Below are 19378 nucleotides of genomic sequence, written 5' to 3' on the forward strand. Positions count from 1 at the left end.
CGGTGCGGAGCACTTTCCAGACGACTGGGATCTACCTCCAGCTCCGCTCGCGTCAGCGGGACGGAGTCCTTTTTCCTCAGTCGTGGCCGGGAGGACTGGGCCAGGCTGATCTATCAGGATATGCAGCACGAGCCCCTGGCGCGCCTGCAGAGCATCCACCAAGAGCTGCTCTCTACGGCTGCAGAGTTTTGGGAGTTTACCGACCGGGGGGAGAACTTCTACTACTTGGAGCCCGCTCTTTGGCCCTATGCCGAGCAGTTTTTTAGGTGGTTTCAGGGGTTAACCTTGCCGGCAGATAAGCTGATCGCGTAAGCGGGACGGAGTCCTTAGAGCTCCTCTGGATCTCTGGAGCTTCCCTAAAAAATTCTGCCGATCGCGTAAGCGGGACGGAGTCCTTGTCTAGTCTGGTTAGAGCCGCCCCTTGCTGACTTGTCCCATCGCGTTAGCGGGACGGAGTCCCATGCGTCCTTTCGGCAACCCCAACCGTCTGGGCAGTTCTCCTAGCCGCAGATCCCTGCCGGGATCCAGCTCCTTCGTTCAGTTTCGCCGCGACCCGCACCTAGTGCCCTTTTGGGGCCTAAGCCTACTAGTCATGGGCCTGGCAGTGCCTCTGTTTGTGCTTTCGGGGGCGGATCCCAGTTTGGCTGGCTGCGACGAGAGCTTTTATGCCCAAATGGCCCGCGAGCTGCTGCGGGGAGGGCATTGGCTGGGGCCCACTTTTTTGGGGGAGCCTTTTTTCGAGAAACCCCCTCTGCTCACCTGGAGCGTGGCCTTCAGTTTTGCCCTATACGGGGTGAATGAGTGGGCGGCGCGGCTGCCGGGGATCCTCGCTGCTCTGCTCTCCATTCCCCTGGTGGGCTGGATTGGGCGACCTTTTTTGCCAATGCGGGCGGTCCTTTTGGGGATGGCAATTTTGCCCTTGTGCTACCTCTGGGTGCAGCAGGGGCGGCTGGTGGGGCAGGATGTACCTCTCACCTTTCTGGAGCTGCTGGGGATCCTGGGGCTGATTAACGGCATCCACGGCCACAAGGTTTGGTTTTGGCTGACCGGGGTAGCCTTTGGGCTGGGCCTGTTGATGAAAAGCGCCATGATCCTGCTGCCGGGGGCGGCTTTGATCCCCTACCTGGCACAGCACCGGCGACAGTGGCTGGGATCGGCTCAATTCTGGCTGGCGCTTGGGCTGGGCTTGGGGATGTTCGGCCTCTGGCTGGGTCTGGCCATGCAGGTGTATGGCCCACAGGTGCTGACCACCCTGGTGGGGAAGGTGTGGGATCTGGGGCAGGAGCCCTTCCATGCCGATGCCACCGGCTGGTACTACTTTTGGCACATTCCCGTTCATGGCTTCCCGTGGACGGTTTTGGCCCCGGTGGGAGGCTTTCTCCTGGTGCGCCAACAGCCGGGATCCACGCTGCTGATCTGGTCTTTCCCCCTGCTGCTGTTGTTGTTGTTGCAGCTTTATCCCACCAAAACCCCCTACTACACCGTGCAGCTTTACCCCTGGCTGGCTCTCTTGGCCGGGGTAGCCTTGGATCAAGCGTTGGCTATGCGGGGTCGCGTCAGCGGTGCGGAGCACTTAAAGCCCCGTCTGGCTCAGGTGATCTCTTGGGGCCTGGCAGCGGTGGGGCTGCTGCTGTTGGGTTTGGGGGTGGCCGTCCGGCTGGGCGTAGACGGTCTGGAGCTTCTGCAATCCCACGCTTGGCCGCTGGTGGCGATGGGTCTTTTGTACCTCTTGCTGCCGGGGATCTGCAGTTGGTGGCGGGTGTTGCGCTGTGCCGGCAGTCTGTGGGTGGGAACCCTCTTGTTGGCCGGGATCCTCGCTATGATCACCATCGTCTTGCGGCCTGATTTCGGCAACTTCAGCCCTGCTTTTGCCCGCATGGATTGGAGCCAGATGCTGCCCCCGTCCGTTCGCGTTAGCGGGACGGAGTCCTCGACAGAGGCTGGGGAGACGGTGGTGGATATTGGCCGCAGCGGCTTGCCGGATGTCTGTCAGGCCCAGGCCATCGCTTTTTATACCCCTAATCCGGGGAGATGGGTGGATGATCAGGCTCTGCAACGAGGGGAATATGGAGACTACCTTTGGGTATCTCCGGTGCAGGCAGAACAGGTGGAGATCCGGGATTTGGGGTTACAACCTCTAGCGGCGGTGGAGGGCTGGCAACTGGTGCGCCGTTTGGATCCCCTCTTGGAGCAGGGCAGCGGGGAGCCTCTTTGAGTTTAAAAATCTTAAGTTTAAGAATCCTAGGAAGTGTTAAAGCATGGCGGGAATAGCGGAATCGGGCCGGTCGTGGGTGTCTCTAGAGCGTACCTGGGTAATCCAGGGATTGGCTTGGCTGGCAGCGCTGCTATTTGTGGCGGGGGTGATCCTGCTGGCGGGGGCTTCCCCTCTCCAGGTAGCGGCCAGCATGTGGCAGGGGGCCTTCGGCACTGAAGCTCAGTTTGGCCGGGTTTTGGCAACGCTGGCTCCCCTTGTCCTCTGCTGCTGTGGGCTGGTGTTTACGTTTGTTGCCGGTCTCTACAACTTGGGCATCGAAGGGCAAATGGTGGTCGGGGCAATTGCGGCCACGTTTCTGGTGCGTCTGGAAGCGGGATGGTTGCCGCCGCCACTGGCCATTACCTTGGCGCTTTTGGCCGGGATCCTGGGGGGGGCGGGCTGGGGCCTGTTGGCTGGGATCCTGAATGTGTGGGGGCGGGTCAACGAGATCTTCGCTGGGCTGGGGCTGAATTTTGTTGCCCAAGGTTGGGTGCTCTACCTGATCTTCGGCCCTTGGAAAAGGCCGGGGGTGGCTTCCATGAGCGGGACGGAAGTGTTGGATCCCCGTCTGTGGTTGCCCACCTGGGGGCGGTCAGAGGCCAGTCCGGTGGCGTTGCTGCTGGCCCTGTTGGCTTTGGCCCTGACGGTGCTGGTGGTGGGCAACACTCGCTTCGGCCTGCAGTTGCGGGCGGTGGGGAAAAACCCTGTAGCTGCTTTCCGGTTGGGGATCCCGGCTACCCGCAGGTTGCTCATGGCATTTGCCTGCTGTGGGGGCTTAGCAGGGCTGGCGGGCGCCTTGCAGGTGTTGGCTCTGTTCCATCGCCTCATCCCCAATATCTCCAGCAATTTGGGCTTTCTGGCCTTGTTGGTGGTGATGCTGGCAGGCTTTAACCCCCTGCTGATTTTGCCGATTGCCTTTTTCTTCAGCAGTCTTAACATCGGCAGCTTGCAACTGCCTCTCTCTTTGCAATTGGAGTCTTCTTTGGCCGGTGTGATTCAGGGATCCCTGGTGTTGTTCGTCTTGCTGGCCCAAGGGATCAGCCGCCGCTACTTCCTTGGGAAAGGTTAATGGCTTCGGCGATTTCTGGGATCCCTTTGCGTTAGCGTTGCGCAACAACGAGATTTAACTCCTATCGCGGGGGAAAACTTTGGATTTTTCTGCTCAGGACAGTGGTGCGGTTCCTCTGCCGTAGGCATAGCACCATCAACATTGGGAAATGAGGCTATCGTAGAAGGATGAATCGGACATCCCCTTTTTCAAATCGACCGCTCATCGGCGTTACCACCCGCAACCGCAATGACGAGGGAGACTTTGTAGCGCCAGGCCGCTATGTGGATGCCATTCGTGCTGCCGGAGGGATCCCTGTTCTTTTTCCCCCAGGCGAAAGCGAGCCCCAGGTTTTGCTGTCTTGGGTGGATGGCCTGGTGTTGACCGGTGGCGGCGACCTCTGCCCCAGCACCTACGGAGAAGATCCGCAACATCCCCAGGTGCGCTATGTGAACGCGGAGCGGGATCGATTTGAGGTGGCCTTGGCTCAGGCCGTGCTGGCCCAGGGGATCCCTGTTTTGGGCATTTGCCGGGGGATGCAATTGTTAAATGTGGTCAGTGGCGGCAAGCTGTTCGCGGTAGCGGGACGGAGTCCTTTCGCGTCAGCGGACGGAGTCCTTGCGGGCATGAAAGATGTCTTGGTACTCAAATACGCTCGTTAGGCTGAGGCTTTGCCAGGGCAGGATCCCTCTGCGGCAGTTCATTACCCTAGTAGCCAGCAGAGAGCTGCCCCATGCTAGGCTCTAGGCGGTGCTGCTCTGGTCGGCAAGGGGGGACTTGAAAGATATGAAACAAAGGGTGGGCAAGGTAGTTCTTTTAGGAACTTTAACTTCTTTTGCCAGCTCAATTCTTCTGGGGGCCTACGGTTCCCATTCAATCGAGTGGACTCGCCAGTTCGGAACTCCTGCGGATGAGGTGGCTGATTCTATTGCCATCGATGGACAGGGCAATGCTTGGGTAGCGGGAACCACTACGGGAGCCCTTCCTGACCAGTTGAGCGCTGGGAGCTGGGGTGCTTCTGTGCTTCAAGTACAGTCGCTAAGCCTGAGCTTCCTTCCCTTGGGAGAGCGGCCATGCACCGAATAGCTGCTTTGCCAGGGGGATGGGATCCTTCCCAATCCGGCGTCATTTTCTTGGAGCAGGATCCCGCTCCCATCGTTATCCTTTCGGCAGCCGATACGGATCTCACGGCCTTGAGCGCAGCCCTGCGCCTGTTGCCCGGCGATTTTCCGGCGGTGCGGGCGGCCAATTTGTTGCAGTTGCAACAGCCCCTAAGCCTGGATGACTATGCCGAGAGGGTGCTGCGGCGGGCGCAGGTGGTGCTCCTTCGCCTGTTGGGGGGAAGGGCCTACTGGAGCTATGGCCTGGAGGTAGCCAAGCAGGTGGCCGCCGAGGAGGGATCCACCCTGATCGTCATTCCTGGGGACGATCGCCCCGACTGGGATTTGGTGAGCCATTCCACTGTGCCCCTGGCGGTGGCGGATCGGGTGTGGCGGTACTGGCTGGAGGGGGGAGCGGAGAATGTGGCTGCCTGTCTGCTGTTGCTGGCTGGGGAGTTCCTAGGGGGCCAATATTCGGCGCCGGATCCACAAGGGTTGCCTCGTCTTGGGATCTACCAACCTCCCGTAGCCTCGCCGACGGATCCCCAAGCTCCCAAGGTGGGGATTTTACTCTACCGGGCCCATGTTCTGGCGGGGAATACAGAGCCGGTGGATCAATTGGCAAAAGCCTTGGTGGAGCGGGGGCTGCAGCCTCTGTGCCTTTACACCTACAGCCTTCAAGATCCCGACTTGCCCCAGGCCATTCGGGATCACTTTGGCAGCCAGATTGAGGTGTTGCTCAATACCACCAGTTTTTCGCTAGCGCGCTTGGACAGCCAGCAACCCGATGTGAAACTATGGCAGGAGTTGGATGTGCCCGTTTTGCAGGTCATCCTCAGCAGCGGATCCCGGCAGAGCTGGCAGGACTCGACGCGGGGCTTGGGGGCGAGGGATCTGGCCATGAATGTGGCTTTGCCCGAGGTGGATGGGCGCATTATTAGCCGCGCCATTTCCTTTAAAGCCGTTCAACAGCGGGATCCCCGCTTGCAAACGGAGGTGGTGGCCTACGTGGCTGTGCCGGATCGGGTGGAGTTTGTAGCCGATTTGGCGGCCAACTGGGTGAAATTGCGGCGTACCCCCCCTTCCCAGCGGCGACTGGCTTTGATCCTGGCCAACTACCCCAGTCGGGACGGGCGACTGGCCAATGGGGTGGGTCTGGATACCCCTGCCAGTTGTGTGGAAATTCTCAAAGCTTTGGCGGGAGCTGGCTACTCAGTAGATCCCCTGCCCCAGACTGGAGATGAACTCATCCATTGGCTAACCGAAGGCCAGACCTACGACCCCTTGGGATCCCTGCGCCCGGCTCGGCAATGCCTTTCTGCTGCCCTTTATCGAGAGTGGTTTGCCCGCTTGCCTGAGCCCATCCAAGCCAACCTCATTCAGCAATGGGGGAATCCGCCCGCCCAAAACATCCCCATCGCCGGTCTCCAGTTGGGGCACGTTTTTGTTGGCATCCAGCCCCCGCGGGGCTACGACCGGGATCCGTCCTTGAACTACCATGCCCCGGATCTGGTGCCCCCCCACGAGTACCTGGCTTTTTACCTGTGGTTGCGGCAGGTCTTCGGCACTCAAGCGGTGGTGCATGTGGGCAAGCACGGCAACCTGGAATGGCTGCCCGGCAAGGGATCCGCCCTTTCCGCCACCTGCTACCCGGAGATGGCCCTGGGGCCGCTGCCCCACTTCTACCCCTTCATTGTCAACGATCCGGGAGAGGGATCCCAGGCCAAGCGGCGAGCCCAGGCAGTGATTATCGACCACCTCACCCCGCCCCTTACTCGTGCTGAGCTGTACGGCCCCCTGGCGGACTTGGAACGGTTGATGGATGAGTACGTGCAGGCCCAACAGATGGATCCAGGCCGCTGCCCGCTGATTCGCGCCCAGATTCAGGAGCTGGTTCGAGCCGAGCATCTAGACCAGCAGTTCAACTTGGAAAAAGAAGAAGATTGGAATCGCCTGGATGGCTATCTCTGCGAGCTAAAAGAATCTCAGATTCGCGATGGGCTGCACATCTTTGGTCGAATCCCTGCCGGTGAGCAGCTTGTTGATCTGGTGGTAGCCCTGGCCCGCTACCCTGGCCACGGGCAACTGGGGATTACTCAGGCCATTGCCCGCGATTGGGGATGGGACTGGGATCCCTTGACCGCCGATCTAACGGATCCCTGGCCAGACAAACCGCCAGCCCAGTAGCTATTCCAGTTTCAAATACGGTTTGCCTTAGCTCCCCTCTCCCTCTGAGAGAGAGGTCGGCGGTGAGAGATTCAAAAGGAGTTGATTGGGATCCCCTCTCAACTCCTCCTGAGCTACCACTTGAACAAAAATTGAAGCAACCTAGAGAGACGGCTGGATCCTGGTGCTGCGCTTCAAAACAAGCTCAACTGAGAATCCCTTGCCCAGCACCGGGAAGCCTCAGCAGGCGTTTCAATAGCGAGATTGAAAACTCCGCCGCCGCTCGCCGCCACTGTTCGCGTTACCAGAGCGGAAACCTGAGGTGGGGCGTTCTTCCCGGGGACGAGCTTTGTTCACCTTGAGGTCGCGCCCCATCCATTCTGCCCCATCCAGAGCAGCAATGGCAGCCTGCTCCTCTGCTTCAGAGCTCATTTCCACAAACCCGAAGCCTCGAATGCGGCCTGTCTCACGGTCAGTGGGGATTTGCACCCGCTTGACAGAACCGTACTCAGCAAAAACAGCGGTCAAATCCGCTTCTGTCACCTTAAAGGAAAGGTTGCCAACATAAATCGACATAGACGATCTCCGAAAGAGAGAGTAACAAAGGGTGAGATGTTCGGAGAGCCGTCTGCCAATACAAAACGTGAAAATCCGTCAAGACTAGAAGAAACGAGCACTACAACCGACAACGATCTCGTCCCCTATCCTAACACAGAAGTAGGGGCTCGCCACTCCGATTTTTCCAAATCCTGGGAAGATTGCCTTCATCACCCCGCCGCTCTGCCTGCGCTGATGCCATCTCAGCCCAGCTTCTCCAGCCTGGATCCCAGTAACCTCATCTGGGCTTCCAGCTCTGCCAGTTGTTCCTGACTGGCTTGCACCACCTCAGGGTTGGCCCGGTTGAGAAAATTGGGGTTCTCCAAGCGGGCGCGGATCCCTTGGGCCTCTTTTTCCAGTTTGGCCAGGTCTTTTTGCAGTTTGGCCCGCAGCGCTTCCACATCCACCAGTCCTGCCAAGGGCATCAGCACCTGCACCGTGCCCACCACTGCAGCCGCCACCTGTTTGGGCTCCGTGGCCAGGGATCCCGTAATCTCCAAAGCCTCAGCCTTAACCAGATCCCGGATATAAGCTTGGGCAGCCGTCAGGATCCGCTGCTCGGCGGGATCGGTAGTGAGCAAAAGGGCCCTGGTGGTCTGATGGGGCTTGAGGCCGGTTTCTGCCCGCAGGTTGCGCAGGCTGGTAATGGTTTGGATCACCAAGCCAAACTCCCGCTCCAGTTGGGGGTCGATCCAACTGGGATCTGGGGTGGGATAGGGCTGCACGGAGATAGAGGTGGTTTGGTTGGCCTGGGTGAGCAGCTGCCAGATCTCCTCGGTGATGTGGGGCATCCAGGGGTGCAGCAGCTTGAGAATGGTTTCCAAAACGGTGGCCAGCACCTGCTGCGCTGTGCGCTTGGAAGCCAGGTCTTCTCCCCGCAGCCGGGGCTTGACCAGCTCGATGTACCAGTCGCAAAAGTCATCCCAAATGAGAGAGTAGAGCAGGCGCGCCCCCTCGCCCAGGCCATAGGCTTCCAGCTCGGCGATGACTTGGGTGGCTGTGGAGTGCAGCCGCGACAGGATCCAGCGATCGGCCAGCTCCAGCGCTTCGGGGGCAGGGGATCCCAGTTGGGCAGGGGTTTGCCCCTCCAAGTTCATCAACACAAAGCGGGAGGCGTTCCAGATCTTATTGGCAAAGTTGCGGGCGGCCTCCACGCTGGCGCTCTCCCCCGTCTTGCGGTCGTAGGCCAGGCGGATATCCTGCCCTGCCCCCACCACCTCTTTGACCAGGGCATAGCGCAGGGCGTCGGTGCCGTATTTGTCCAGAAGCTCCAGGGGATCGATGCCATTTCCCTTGGTTTTGGACATTTTCGCCCCGTGCTCATCCCGCACCAGGCCATTGATGTACACATCTTTGAAGGGGATCTGGCCGGTAAATTGGGATCCCATCATGGCCATGCGGGCCACCCAGAAGAAAATGATGTCAAAGCCCGTGGACATCAGGGAGTTGGGATAGTAGCGTTTGAAATCCTCGGTCTCTTCCGGCCAGCCCAGGGTTGAAAAGGGCCACAGAGCAGAGCTAAACCAGGTATCCAGCACATCGGGATCCTGTTCCACCCGCTCAACTTCTGGGCCAAACTTTTCCCGTGCCTTGAGCAGCGCTTCCTCGCCGTTGCGGGCCACCACAAAAGCTTGGGGATCCTCGAGAAGCTGGCCATTGAGGACTGGATACCAAGCTGGGATCTGATGGCCCCACCACAACTGCCGAGAAATGCACCAGGGGCGCAGCTTTTCCAGCCAGCCCGTGTAGACTTTGGTCCAGCGCTCAGGGATAAAGCGGGGGCTATTTCGTTGGTATTCCTCTTCCAAACAGCGAGCCCCCATCCCCGAGACATCGCAAAACCACTGAATGGAAAGCAAAGGCTCGATGGGCACGCCGCCGCGGTCGCTGTGGGGAACGGTGTGGGTGTACTCTTCTACCCTCTCCAGCAGGCCATGTTCGGCAAACCACTGCACCACCTTTTCTCGGGCCACAAAGCGATCTAGGCCGGTGAAAGGATCCCCGTTTTCGTTGAGGGTGCCGTCTTTATTGAGGATGTTGATGAAGGGCAATTGGTGCCGTTTGCCGATTTCAAAGTCGTTGGGGTCGTGGGCCGGGGTAATTTTCACACACCCGGAGCCAAAGGAGGGATCCACATACTCATCCGCAATGATGGGGATGAGGCGATTTTTAATGGGCAGGCGAATGAACTGGCCGATGAGATGGCAATAGCGCTCGTCTTGGGGGTTCACCGCCACCGCCGTATCCCCCAGCATGGTCTCGGGCCGAGTGGTGGCCACCACCAGATACTGGCTGGGATCCTCGGCCAAGGGATAGCGAAAATGCCACAGGTGGCCCTTGACCTCTTTGTCGTCCAGCTCAATGTCTGACACCGCCGACTGGGTGGCCGGGCACCAGTTCACCAAATACTCGCCCCGGTAAATCAACCCCGCCTCGTATAGCCGCACAAACGCCTCGGTTACCGCCCGGCTCAGCCCCTCGTCGAGGGTAAAGCGATCCCGCGTCCAGTCCAGCGAGAGACCCAGCCGCCGCAATTGGCTCTTGATGGCTCCCTGCGACTGCTCCTTCCAAGCCCAAGCTCGCTCCAGAAAAGCCTCTCGGCCTAGATCGAAGCGAGTTTTGCCTTCCTGACGAAGCTGATTCTCCAAAATGGTGTGTACAGCAATGCTGGCATGATCCGTGCCGGGCAGCCAGAGCACGTTGTAGCCGCGCATCCGCTTGTAGCGCGTCACCACATCCGGCAGGGTAAAGGCAAAAGCATGGCCCATGTGCAGGTTGCCCGTCACATTGGGCGGGGGCAGCACCATGCTAAAGGCCTCTCCCGGCGCCTTGGGATCCGCCACGTAAAAGCCCTTCTCCTCCCAAAAGCGCTGCCACTTCGGCTCGGTCTCGAAGGGGTTGTACTGGCTGGGCAGGTTGGCGGAGGAAATTGCAGCAGTCATAGGGAGGATAGGCCAACGGCTGAGAAGGACGGATCACCTTATAGAGTAGCAGTCTAGCTCTCTGCTCTTCGGGATAGGGCGGCCCATCGGTCTTGACCCCGATCACACAGCCAGAGAGGGATTTCGAGCTAGGGTACTACCATCCTCAGCTTTGGGTACTGCGTTATGTCCAGATCATTGACGGCAACGGTCCTGATGGCTCTGATGGCTCTATCCCCTGGGATCCCTGCCTTGGCGCAACAGGACTGGAAGAGATCAGAGAGAGACATCCTACTTTGTCGTGGGGAGCCTTTTGAACCAGGCTCTCTGGCAGGTTATGAAGCTTGCTTCAGTGCTCGCCTTCATCCGGATGAACAATCCTGGCCGCCTCTACTACCCCTGATAGGCCTGTATTTTACCCCGCACTCTGACTACTCTTTTTTTTGCTTTGTAGGTGCAGGAAAGCCCGGTAGCCTGGAGGCAATTCTCGTCGGTCGAAGTGGAGAGTTCGTGTTTGGCCTAGATCGCCCTCTGGCCCCTTCTGAACTAGAAGGGGAGACCCCTTGGATTATCCAGCGAAAAGCCCGCATTCTCGAGGTGGAGGGGGAGCCTGTTGCCAGTTTCAGGCAACTGGTGGTTTACGACGAAACCGAGTTGAACTTGGAGGGGTTCGTGCCTGTGACTGCGCCTCCAGGATACCTCATTTCGCCGGACGAGTTTTTAGAGGCTCCCGAGTGCCAAGCCATTTTGAATTGAGGACTCCTCCACTTGTAACTGGTGTGCGTTCTTGGGTTTTGGCAGGCTTACGAGATGGCTCTAGAGCCCAGAGTAAGCGTTGAGCCATTCCATAAAATAAAACACCAGCGGCCCGGTGAATACGTAGCTATCCCCCCGATCCAAGATGCCACCGTGGCCCGGGATTAGATCCCCGGAATCTTTCACCCCTGCATCCCGTTTCATCAGAGATTCTGTGAGATCTCCCAGCAGGCTGGTTAACCCAATCAAAAACCCCAGAATGCCCCCACTCAACCAGCTCCACGGCCAGCCCAGGTAATAGGCTCCAACCACCGCAAGGGTCATGCTGGCGGCAATGCCGGCTACTGCCCCTTCCACCGTCTTTTTCGGGCTGAGGATGGAGAGCTTGGTGCGCCCAAAGGCCCGACCACACAGGTAGGCCCCCACATCGGCAGCGATCACGCAGCCAATGGCCAGCAGCGTAATCCATAGCCCTTCGCCCAGCCCTTGCGCAAAAGACAAGGCCCTGACCCGAATCCAGAAGCTGGGCAGCAACGCACAGTAGAACAACCCCAAGATCGAGGTGGCAATATCGGCAATGGTGGCCACCTTGGGCTTAAAGAGCAAATAAAAACAGATGATCGATCCCGCCACGATAAAGGCAGGGCTGGTCCACTCCGGCCTCACCTGCTGCAAAATCACCAGCACCTGGCTGGAAAACATGGTGGTGCGCATGGCCGGCGCATTGCCTTTGGCTTGCACCAAGCGGAAAAACTCCAACTGGGCCAAAAAAATGATTAGCCCAATGGCTGCAGTAAAATACCAGCCCCCTAGCAGGGTGACCGCCAACGCAAACAACACCGCCGCAAAACCGCTAACCCAACGGGCTCCCATGGGCGCACCCCGTCACGTTGGCTGGCCAAATACCTCTTGCCCCCGGCTCCAGCAGATCGACGTCCAAGCCGAGAGCAGAAGAAACCCCCCCTCTGGTGTTCAAGATTCGCGTTTGCGGGACGGAGTCCTGATGCGGCTGCTGCAATGGAAATGCCTCTTGCCCTAGCCTTTCAGTTTAACTCCCTTGGCCTCGAAACAACCGCTTTCGGCCCTGCAGGATGGGATTTCCAGGTAAGGTGGCAGACAGACTGGAGCATGAGATAATGGGCAAACCGCAAAGCTCACTGCTGACCGCCTAAGATACCTCTGATTCGTTGCACCGCAGCATGGTTCAAGAACTTACTTCGCGCTCCACAACTGCTCGCATTTCTGCCGAAGAGGCTCGTCTTCTTTATGAAGACATGGTGCTGGGCCGCCTGTTTGAAGACAAGTGCGCCGAAATGTACTACAAGGGCAAGATGTTCGGCTTTGTGCATCTGTACAACGGCCAAGAGGCCGTCTCTACGGGGGTGATCAAGGCGCTCAAGCCCACCGACTATGTGTGCAGCACCTACCGCGATCATGTGCATGCCCTCAGCACCGGGATCCCGCCACGGGCGGTGATGGCAGAGTTGTTCGGCAAGGCCACCGGCTGCAGCAAGGGTCGGGGTGGCTCCATGCACCTTTTTTCGGCAGAGCACAACTTTTTGGGGGGCTATGCCTTTGTGGCCGAAGGGATCCCGGTGGCGACGGGGGCAGCGTTTTCGGCCAAATACCGGGGCACTGACCAGGTAACCGCCTGCTTCTTTGGGGATGGAGCCTGCAACAACGGCCAGTTTTACGAGTGCCTCAACATGGCCGCCCTCTGGAAGTTGCCCATCGTCTATGTGGTGGAAAATAACTTCTGGGCTATTGGCATGGCCCATGAACGCGCCACTTCCGACACCGATATTTACCGCAAAGGCCCGGCTTTTGGCATGCCCGGCTACCAGGTGGATGGGATGGATGTGCTAGCAGTGCGAGAGGCCGCCCAACAGGCCATCGCCCGCGCCCGTGCCGGAGAAGGCCCCACCTTGCTGGAGTGCATCACCTATCGTTTCCGGGGCCATTCTCTGGCCGACCCTGACGAGCTGCGCAGTCCTGAGGAAAAAGAGTTCTGGCGGCAGCGGGATCCCATTAAGCAACTGGAACGCTATGCCCTGGAGCACAACCTAATGACCGAGGCAGACTTCCAAGCCATCCACGCGGAGGTCAGCGCCGTGATTGAGGACGCGGTTCTTTTTGCTCTGGAAAGCCCAGAGCCCACTCTGGACGAGCTACACCGTTTTGTCTTTGCCGAAGATGAGTAGACCCCCCAGGTACCGGGGGAGTTCAGGAGCCGAGATCTTGCTTGGCCGGAGGATCCCTGGCCAGCTCGGGCGGCCTATCCACCCGACGGAGCGCTATCGCGCCGGATCCCTTGAGGATCCTCGATGATTGGCATTGGAGAAACCTTCTCGAGATCTGCGCTATTGCGCAGATTTTTTTGTAAATATCGCTTCCCATTTGTTTACACAGCTTCATATCATTGAGATATCGAGCATGAGTATTTATTCCCGGTCATGAGCAATTCTCTTGAGTTTCCCTGGCTGTCGGTGCTGGTGCTCTTGCCTCTGCTGGCAGCCTTCGGGATCCCCTTGATCCCCCAGAGCCGTTGGGTGCGTTGGTATGCCCTCGCTGTGGGGGCTTTTGATTTGGGCCTGATGGCCTATGTCTTTGCGCGGCACTATGACCTGCAGGACTTTTCTCTGCAACTGGCGGAGCGCTACGCCTGGGTGCCCCAAATTGGATTCCACTGGTCGCTGGCGGTGGACGGCCTGTCCTTGCCGCTGGTATTGCTGTCCGGTTTGATCACGACCCTGTCGATTGTGGCGGCTTGGAATCTCACCCATAAGCCGCGTTTGTTTTTCTTCCTGCTGCTGCTGATGTACGGCGCCCAGGTGGGCGTATTTCTGGCGCAGGACATGCTTCTATTCTTCCTGATGTGGGAGATTGAGCTGGTGCCGGTCTATCTGCTCATCTCCATTTGGGGTGGGCCGAAGCGCCAGTACGCCGCCACCAAGTTCATCCTCTACACCGCCGCCGCCTCCATTTTTATCTTGGTGGGATCCCTGGCGATGGCCTTCTACGGCGAGGGCTTCAGCCTGGAGATGGCAGAGCTGAGCGCTAAGTCTTACCCACTGGCCTTGGAGCTGTTGGCCTATGCGGCTTTGCTGATTGCCTTTGGGGTGAAGCTGCCGATTTTTCCGCTGCACACCTGGCTGCCGGATGCCCACAGCGAAGCCTCTGCTCCCATTTCCATGATCTTGGCGGGAGTTCTGCTCAAGATGGGTGGCTATGGCCTGATCCGCATGAATGTGGGCATGTTGTCGGAAGCCCACGTGTACTTCGCCCCGGTGCTGGCGGTGTTGGGTGTGGTGAACATCATTTACGGGGCGTTGGCGGCCTTCGGTCAGAACCATCTCAAGCGGCGCTTGGCCTATTCGTCCATTGCCCACATGGGCTTTGTGTTGATCGGGATCTCCGCCTTCACGGAGCTGGGCATCAATGGGGCAGTGCTGCAAATGATCTCCCACGGTCTGATCGCTGCAGTTTTGTTCTTCCTGACGGGGATCACCTACGAGCGCACCCACACCCTTGCCCTCGACAAGTTGGGAGGGTTGGCCAAGCAGATGCCGAAGGCTTTTGCCCTGTTTACAGCGGGATCCCTGGCCTCTCTGGCGCTGCCGGGGATGAGCGGATTTGTGGGTGAGCTGACGGTGTTCTTGGGCTTGACCACCAGCGATGCCTATGCGCCGACCTTCAAAGCTGGAATTGCCCTGCTGGCGGCAGTGGGCATCATTCTGACGCCCATTTACTTGCTCTCCATGCTGCGGCAGGTGTTCTACGGGGCTCAGGATCCCGGCTTGGTTTTGGAAGACTACCTGGGGGATGTGCGTCCGCGAGAAATGGCGGTGGCCCTCTGTCTGCTGTTGCCGATCCTCGGCATTGGCTTCTACCCACGCCTGGCTACCCAAACCTACGATGTCACAACGGTGGCGGTAGCTGCCCAGTTGCGCAGTGTGTTGGCAACTGAGATTGTGCAGCGGCCTTTCTTCCCCTCGCCGGTGCAATCGGCTCAGGTGGCGGCTTTGCCTCTGGAGGATTAAAGGGGGGTCGAGACTCGGTTCTTCTTTATCTCTATTCCTTACTCTGTCCAGAAGAGCTGGTGTTCGAGGTGCAACCCGACTCAACTTTCAGCTCTTCTTTTGTTTTTTTTAAGTTTTAAGATTGGATTTAGGATCCGGGATGTTCCTGGGCTGGGATTTTCGTGCAGCCGATTGTTCTTGTGCCGTCCATCCTATCGGTGATCGGTATGAATAGAGTTTTGTTCCATCAGGTTGAGTTGCACCACCAACCACCAGAGGGTTACATCGGAATAGGTTGCCCGGCGCTTGAGCCGAGAAATGGAGTGTACCGGGTTTTGGCTGTCGATCATCCACTCAGAAGCGATGATTTGGCCGCGTTGCTGAGCATTCATTGTTTCTCCCTCCGCTCGCCAACTGCTCAATACTTAGAATGGCTAATATTTAGGATGGCGAATTTGTGCGGGAGCGTGTGAAAAAATATATTACGCAGGGATCCCCAAAATCGGCTAACTTTCTTAGCAATGAGGATCTCATAAGCCGTTGAGTTGCCGATTTGCCGTCCGGGGATCGGACAAAACGTTGCAGAAGGGGCAAAATGTTGGGCGAGGGGATTGCCCCTATCTTCACAAGTCTTAAAACCTGGAAAAATTCCATTTTCTCCTGACTCCTCTGTCTCCCTCTGTCGGCCTCTGCAGCAGCAACCCTTGAGGAGCCTGAGATCGCGATGAGAGCCAAGGCCATCTCTCCCCAGCCTGCTTCTGCTTTTGGAGAAGTGGTGGAAGCCAACACCACAACCTTTGTGGCCCAGTGCTTCGAGCCGGAACGTCTGACCTTCCCACCCATGCCTGCTCTCGGCAGTTGGACGCGCTCCCAAGACGAAGAGACCGGCAACCTGATCTATGGCGTGGTTTGCTATGCCGCCATCGCCCCCATCGACACCGTCCATCGCGCCAGGGCTTTGGGCCTCTCCCCTCAGGAGCTGCGGGAGCAACAGCCCCAGATTTTTGCCATGTTGCGCACCGATTTTCGCGCGGCCATTGTCGGCTTTGTCAGCGGGGGACGGGTCTATCAGTACTTGCCGCCACGCCCTCCCCAGATTCACCAGCCGGTTTATCTCTGCTCCGATACGGAAGTGAGGGAGTTCTGCCGCTCTTTCGAGTTTTTGCGCACCCTGCTACGGGTCAACGGGATCCCAACCGATGAGCTGGTGGCTGCCGTGATTCGCCAGACTTACCGAATCCTGAACCGGGATCGCAACTGGCTTCTACAGGCAGGTCGGCAGTTGAGCTCTCTGTTGCGGGATGATTATGAGCATCTCAGCGCAATTTTACGAAAGATTGAAGCCTAAGCGAAGAAATATTGAGAATGGCCTTGGATCCCTCTGGAATCGAGTCGGGGGGTGATAACCTGAGGCCGTTTCCTATGGAATTGATTCCCTTTGAATCCTCTTTCTGCTGTAAAAATGTTTAACAAATTCAATCCTTCTGACAAACCCTCCAAAGGCAATTGGGCAGGTCGCACCTTTTCCGCTGCTACGGGCGCTTCGGTGGCAGCCGGTGTTTGCATTGCCCACGGTCAGCCGGCTTATGTGTCGCTGTTGGTGGCCTGTTGCGCGACGGTGTTTACCCTCGTTTTGGATGAAATGGGCTGGATCTAGGCTCGGTTTCAACTTCAGCTTTGGTTTTGCTGCATAAGAAGCCGCTCTAAAGCAGAGGCCAACCAATAGGGATCCCTGGCCCTCTGGGTTTGCTGCTTGCGTGAAAGGATCCCTTTGCTGGGTTGGCAACATGCAGCCTTACTTTACCCTGCTTCGCGGGCTGCCCGCACCAACAATCCTGCTGTGATCAGCCCTGCCAGAATAGAGCTGCCGCCATGACTGAACAAAGGCAGGGGCACACCTGTGGTGGGCAGAACCCCGGTGACCACGCCAATGTTCATCAGCGACTGCCCCACCAGAAACATCAGGCAGCCGCAGGCTACTAAGCGAATGGTCAGCTCTCGACAGCGCCCCATCACCCGCCAGCCCAGCAGAGTGTAGAAGGTCAGCAACCCCAGAAAGAACAGGGATCCGGCCAAGCCAAACTCTTCTGCATACACCGAGAAGATGAAGTCGGTGTATTGGATGGGCAGGTAGAACAGCTTTTGCTGGGAGAGGCCATATCCCTTGCCCCACAGGCCGCCAGAGCCAATGGCCAACAGACTTTGCACCAGCTGGTAGCCATCCCCTTGGGCATTGCCCCAGGGATCCAAAAAAGCCAAGATGCGCCGCCGTTGGTAATCTTTGCTGAGAATGCTCACCACAGCCGCCAGAATCCCCAGCCCCGCTGTGGCCAAAAGGGTGAAAGCTGGGATCCCGGCAGTCCAAGCCATGACCCAGAGGGTAAGGCCGCAGATGGCCGTGGTGCCCAGGTTGGGCTGGGCGAGGATCCCCAAGAGCGCAAAGGCGAAGATAACCACCCAGAGGATGCGGAACCAGGGAGGATGGTGAAACCAGCGGCCAAAGATCCAGGATCCCTGCAAGACCAACAGGGGCTTGAGCAATTCCGAGGGCTGGATAACAGGGATCACCTTCAAATCCAGCCAGCGGCTGGCTTCCAGGCGGGAAACCCCCAACCCCGGCACCTGGGTGGCCCACACCAGGCCAACTCCCAGCAAGCAGAGGATCCCGGCCCAGGGGAACCAGCGCCGCAGCGGGATCTGCACCAGAGCCCAGAAACAGCCCAGACCCAGCCCGGCCCAGAGCAATTGGCGCTTGAAAAAGTAGAGGCCATCGCCGGTGATCCGCTGAGCCACCGGGTAGGAAGCAGAAAACAGCATCAGCAGCCCCAGCACCAGCCAGATCAAGGTGAGCCAGCGCAGCCAGCGAGCTTCAGCATTCCAGGGATCCCTGAAGGGCTTGGCAGCAGGCTCGGAAATGGTTGCCACGGTGTTCAAAGCTGGAGTACTGGTCAAAACTGGCACAGGCGGGGGACAGCAAAATGGTGATGGGTTGAGCGGGCTTCCCCAAGCTCTGAGCTTGACGCGAAAGGGAACAAGCCGCTGCAAAGGCTCTTTCCACCGCTACATCTAGGGTTGGCACCAGCTCAACGTCAGTATAGTGGATCCCCTGGAGGGCCTCTGCCAGCACTGGGGCAGACTCCCCCATCAGCACCACGCGGGCCACCTTGGCCCGAATCAACTGCAGCCAGGCACTGGGATCCCCCTGCTTAGCCCTTCCTCCGGCAATCAGAATAATGGGTGGGGAGAGGGCGTTGAGCGCCACCCAGCCGGCCTCGTAGTTGGTGGCCTTGCTGTCGTTGACAAAGCGGATGGGGGTGGCTCCCACCTGGATTTGCGCCACCCGCTCCAGCCGATGGGGCATGCCGGCAAAAGATCGGATGGCTTTTTGAATGGCAGCGTTGGGGATCCCGGCCAGACGCGCTGCTGCTGCCGCCAAGAGCAGGTTTTGCAGATTGTGTTGGCCAGGGCAGCGTTCTGCAAAGTCCTCCAGCTCCGCCACCATCTCCCCCTGGATGTAGAGGCGGTTTTCCCGCAGGTCAAGGGTTGCGGTGGGATCCTGATCGCAACAGAGTTGCGGGGCAGCAAGGGAAGTCCAATAGGTCTTTTCCCAGTCCTGCCGGCGGCAGCACAGGTAGGGATCCTCGCCGTTGAGCACCCGCCACTGGGCCCGATCCAAAAGGCGAGCCTTGAAGCTGGCATAGCGCTCCAGCGTCCCGTGCCGTTCTAAGTGATCGGGGGTGAAGGTGGTCCACACCCCAATGCGCGGCGGCCCTCCAGGAGTGCTGCTCATGAGGCGGCTACTGGCCTCCAACTGGTAGCTGCTCAGCTCCGCCACGATCCAATCCGGCTTGAGCTTTCCCTGGAGCGTTGCCAAAGCCACTTGCGACAGGGGCAGGCCAATGTTGCCGCAGGGGATCCCTTGCAACCCCGCCGCCTTGAACATTTCCGCCACCAGAGCCGTGGTGGTGCTTTTGCCGTTGGTGCCGGTGATCCCCACCCAGGGTAGGTGGTCAAGATAGATCCAGGCCAGCTCCGCCTCTCCCACCACCGGGATCCCCTGTTGACGCACCTCCTGCAGCAGCGGGTGATCCCAAGCAATGCCCGGACTGACCACCACCTGCTTCACCCCTTCGGCCAGTTGAAAAGGCTGCCCCAGCCGAACCGGGATCCCTTCTTGATTGAGCTCGGCCTGCCGCTGTCTGAGAAGAGGGGAATCTTGCTCATCCCAAACCAGCACTTCATAGCCCTGGGCCCGCAACAGCCGCGCTGCCGCCAGCCCCGCAATGCCTAACCCCAAAACTTGATGTCGCACGTTGGTTTCTACTTCTTTTCTGGGATCCCTGCTTGGATCTTACCGGTCACGTCCTTGACCCGCATGTTTTTGTTCGACACTCCCCTTGCTTATGGGGGTAACCAGTTGGTGGAGTGGATGGAGTTTTCCTAGCCGCCTGGATGGCTAACTTGGGAATAGGCTGGAGACCAGTCCGCCGGCCACCCTCTACAACCCGTGCAGATTT

The 19378-nt window shown here is 58.6% G+C and carries 17 protein-coding genes; 11 read left to right on the top strand and 6 right to left on the bottom strand.

The window, feature by feature from the left end; all coding sequences use genetic code 11:
• The 6 genes from NW838_RS15335 to cobN form a co-directional block, all read left to right on the top strand.
• Positions 1–312 (top strand): hypothetical protein (locus NW838_RS15335; protein ID WP_414428338.1); only part of this gene is annotated, 312 nt, incomplete at its 5' end.
• A 148-nt stretch (positions 313–460) separates the two neighbouring features.
• The gene (locus tag NW838_RS15340) at positions 461–2215 is read left to right on the top strand and encodes an ArnT family glycosyltransferase (protein WP_414428339.1); all 1755 of its coding nucleotides are present in this window, start codon (positions 461–463) and stop codon (positions 2213–2215) included.
• Positions 2216–2258: 43 nt separating this feature from the next.
• Positions 2259–3323: an ABC transporter permease gene (locus NW838_RS15345; RefSeq protein ID WP_011431976.1), complete on the top strand. Its 1065-nt coding sequence runs from the start codon at positions 2259–2261 to the stop codon at positions 3321–3323.
• 167 nt (positions 3324–3490) lie between these two features.
• Positions 3491–3964: a gamma-glutamyl-gamma-aminobutyrate hydrolase family protein gene (locus NW838_RS15350; protein WP_414428340.1), complete on the top strand. Its 474-nt coding sequence runs from the start codon at positions 3491–3493 to the stop codon at positions 3962–3964.
• 124 nt (positions 3965–4088) lie between these two features.
• Positions 4089–4388: an SBBP repeat-containing protein gene (locus NW838_RS15355; protein WP_414355442.1), complete on the top strand. Its 300-nt coding sequence runs from the start codon at positions 4089–4091 to the stop codon at positions 4386–4388.
• On the top strand, positions 4376–6589 hold the full coding sequence (cobN, locus tag NW838_RS15360) for a cobaltochelatase subunit CobN (protein ID WP_414355320.1): 2214 nt from the start codon (positions 4376–4378) through the stop codon (positions 6587–6589). Before NW838_RS15355 ends, cobN begins: the two co-directional genes overlap by 13 nt.
• A 231-nt stretch (positions 6590–6820) precedes the next feature.
• Here the strand turns inward: cobN and NW838_RS15365 are convergent, their stop codons facing one another.
• A complete protein-coding gene (locus tag NW838_RS15365; protein WP_011431969.1) occupies positions 6821–7144 on the bottom strand; it encodes an RNA recognition motif domain-containing protein in 324 nt (107 codons plus the stop codon).
• A gap of 224 nt (positions 7145–7368) precedes the next feature.
• Positions 7369–10107, bottom strand: coding sequence for a valine--tRNA ligase (locus tag NW838_RS15370; protein WP_414428341.1), 2739 nt, complete (start codon positions 10105–10107; stop codon positions 7369–7371).
• A gap of 489 nt (positions 10108–10596) precedes the next feature.
• Here NW838_RS15370 and NW838_RS15375 point away from each other — a divergent pair, with 489 nt between their 5' ends.
• Positions 10597–10842: a hypothetical protein gene (locus NW838_RS15375; RefSeq protein ID WP_414416848.1), complete on the top strand. Its 246-nt coding sequence runs from the start codon at positions 10597–10599 to the stop codon at positions 10840–10842.
• Positions 10843–10902: 60 nt separating this feature from the next.
• Here NW838_RS15375 and NW838_RS15380 read toward each other — a convergent pair whose 3' ends face one another.
• Positions 10903–11715: a phosphatidate cytidylyltransferase gene (locus NW838_RS15380; RefSeq protein ID WP_011431967.1), complete on the bottom strand. Its 813-nt coding sequence runs from the start codon at positions 11713–11715 to the stop codon at positions 10903–10905.
• Positions 11716–12041: 326 nt separating this feature from the next.
• On the opposite strand from NW838_RS15380, the gene pdhA reads away from it, so the two are divergent.
• Both pdhA and NW838_RS15390 read left to right on the top strand, forming a co-directional pair.
• Positions 12042–13043 carry a pyruvate dehydrogenase (acetyl-transferring) E1 component subunit alpha gene (gene pdhA, locus NW838_RS15385; RefSeq protein WP_414329458.1) on the top strand — a complete coding sequence of 334 codons (1002 nt, stop codon included), beginning with the start codon at positions 12042–12044 and terminating at the stop codon, positions 13041–13043.
• 252 nt (positions 13044–13295) lie between these two features.
• The gene (locus tag NW838_RS15390) at positions 13296–14882 is read left to right on the top strand and encodes an NAD(P)H-quinone oxidoreductase subunit 4 (protein ID WP_414355329.1); all 1587 of its coding nucleotides are present in this window, start codon (positions 13296–13298) and stop codon (positions 14880–14882) included.
• Positions 14883–15073: 191 nt separating this feature from the next.
• Here NW838_RS15390 and NW838_RS15395 read toward each other — a convergent pair whose 3' ends face one another.
• Positions 15074–15253 carry a hypothetical protein gene (locus NW838_RS15395; RefSeq protein ID WP_011431964.1) on the bottom strand — a complete coding sequence of 60 codons (180 nt, stop codon included), beginning with the start codon at positions 15251–15253 and terminating at the stop codon, positions 15074–15076.
• 332 nt (positions 15254–15585) lie between these two features.
• On the opposite strand from NW838_RS15395, the gene NW838_RS15400 reads away from it, so the two are divergent.
• Together NW838_RS15400 and NW838_RS15405 are read left to right on the top strand one after the other, a co-directional pair.
• Positions 15586–16209 (top strand): hypothetical protein, encoded by a 624-nt coding sequence (locus NW838_RS15400; protein WP_414355331.1) that lies wholly within the window; start codon positions 15586–15588, stop codon positions 16207–16209.
• Between the two features lie 114 nt (positions 16210–16323).
• The gene (locus NW838_RS15405) at positions 16324–16518 is read left to right on the top strand and encodes a hypothetical protein (protein WP_414350751.1); all 195 of its coding nucleotides are present in this window, start codon (positions 16324–16326) and stop codon (positions 16516–16518) included.
• Between the two features lie 143 nt (positions 16519–16661).
• Here NW838_RS15405 and NW838_RS15410 read toward each other — a convergent pair whose 3' ends face one another.
• Together NW838_RS15410 and murD are read right to left on the bottom strand one after the other, a co-directional pair.
• A complete protein-coding gene (locus NW838_RS15410) occupies positions 16662–17786 on the bottom strand; it encodes an FtsW/RodA/SpoVE family cell cycle protein (RefSeq protein ID WP_414355334.1) in 1125 nt (374 codons plus the stop codon).
• Positions 17731–19173 (bottom strand): UDP-N-acetylmuramoyl-L-alanine--D-glutamate ligase, encoded by a 1443-nt coding sequence (gene murD, locus NW838_RS15415; protein ID WP_414428342.1) that lies wholly within the window; start codon positions 19171–19173, stop codon positions 17731–17733. Before murD ends, NW838_RS15410 begins: the two co-directional genes overlap by 56 nt.
• Between the last annotated feature and the right edge of the window lie 205 nt (positions 19174–19378).

The organism is Synechococcus sp. R55.2 (genome assembly GCF_047462075.1).
Taxonomy (GTDB): Bacteria; Cyanobacteriota; Cyanobacteriia; order Thermostichales; family Thermostichaceae; genus Thermostichus.

Excerpts from the sequence above, each read along its gene's own strand:
- cobN (WP_414355320.1), top strand. The coding sequence starts at position 4,376 with ATGCACCGAATAGCTGCTTTGCCAGGGGGATGGGATCCTTCCCAATCC.
- NW838_RS15355 (WP_414355442.1), top strand. The coding sequence starts at position 4,089 with ATGAAACAAAGGGTGGGCAAGGTAGTTCTTTTAGGAACTTTAACTTCT.
- NW838_RS15370 (WP_414428341.1), bottom strand. The coding sequence starts at position 10,107 with ATGACTGCTGCAATTTCCTCCGCCAACCTGCCCAGCCAGTACAACCCC.
- pdhA (WP_414329458.1), top strand. The coding sequence starts at position 12,042 with ATGGTTCAAGAACTTACTTCGCGCTCCACAACTGCTCGCATTTCTGCC.
- NW838_RS15395 (WP_011431964.1), bottom strand. The coding sequence starts at position 15,253 with ATGAATGCTCAGCAACGCGGCCAAATCATCGCTTCTGAGTGGATGATC.
- NW838_RS15405 (WP_414350751.1), top strand. The coding sequence starts at position 16,324 with ATGTTTAACAAATTCAATCCTTCTGACAAACCCTCCAAAGGCAATTGG.
- NW838_RS15340 (WP_414428339.1), top strand. The coding sequence starts at position 461 with ATGCGTCCTTTCGGCAACCCCAACCGTCTGGGCAGTTCTCCTAGCCGC.
- NW838_RS15345 (WP_011431976.1), top strand. The coding sequence starts at position 2,259 with ATGGCGGGAATAGCGGAATCGGGCCGGTCGTGGGTGTCTCTAGAGCGT.
- NW838_RS15400 (WP_414355331.1), top strand. The coding sequence starts at position 15,586 with ATGAGAGCCAAGGCCATCTCTCCCCAGCCTGCTTCTGCTTTTGGAGAA.
- NW838_RS15350 (WP_414428340.1), top strand. The coding sequence starts at position 3,491 with ATGAATCGGACATCCCCTTTTTCAAATCGACCGCTCATCGGCGTTACC.
- NW838_RS15380 (WP_011431967.1), bottom strand. The coding sequence starts at position 11,715 with ATGGGAGCCCGTTGGGTTAGCGGTTTTGCGGCGGTGTTGTTTGCGTTG.
- NW838_RS15390 (WP_414355329.1), top strand. The coding sequence starts at position 13,296 with ATGAGCAATTCTCTTGAGTTTCCCTGGCTGTCGGTGCTGGTGCTCTTG.
- NW838_RS15365 (WP_011431969.1), bottom strand. The coding sequence starts at position 7,144 with ATGTCGATTTATGTTGGCAACCTTTCCTTTAAGGTGACAGAAGCGGAT.